A 326-nucleotide genomic window follows, 5' to 3' on the forward strand; every position below is an offset into this window, starting at 1 on the left:
TCTTCAGATTTGATGTCGAAACCGTTTTCTTGCCAGAACACTTTCAGCAAAGGCCAAATTTCGCGAGGCGATTTGCCTTCGACAACCAACCAGCGTTGGTTGCCGTCACGCTCAAGGCGTACGCCTTTAACGGATTTCAAGACTTCTGCATTGGCAGGTTGTTGTACGGCTTGGGTGCGGCGTTTGTTGAAATCGCTGGCGCGGACGGCGCCGCTGCCTGCCGGTAATTGATAGAGGTTGCCTTGGTCAGGGTTGTTCAAATCAGGTGGTACTTCCAGTTTGACCAAGCGGTGTGATTGACTTTGATAGTCGAGTTTGGGTTGTTC

The 326-nt window shown here is 51.2% G+C and carries 1 protein-coding gene; it reads right to left on the reverse strand.

Translation table 11 applies throughout. The features are described 5' to 3' along the window. Positions 1–326 (reverse strand): outer membrane protein assembly factor BamC (gene bamC, locus ACTHSP_RS23265; RefSeq protein ID WP_440347150.1); only part of this gene is annotated, 326 nt, incomplete at both ends.

This window comes from Neisseria sp. P0001.S005 (assembly GCF_051963715.1).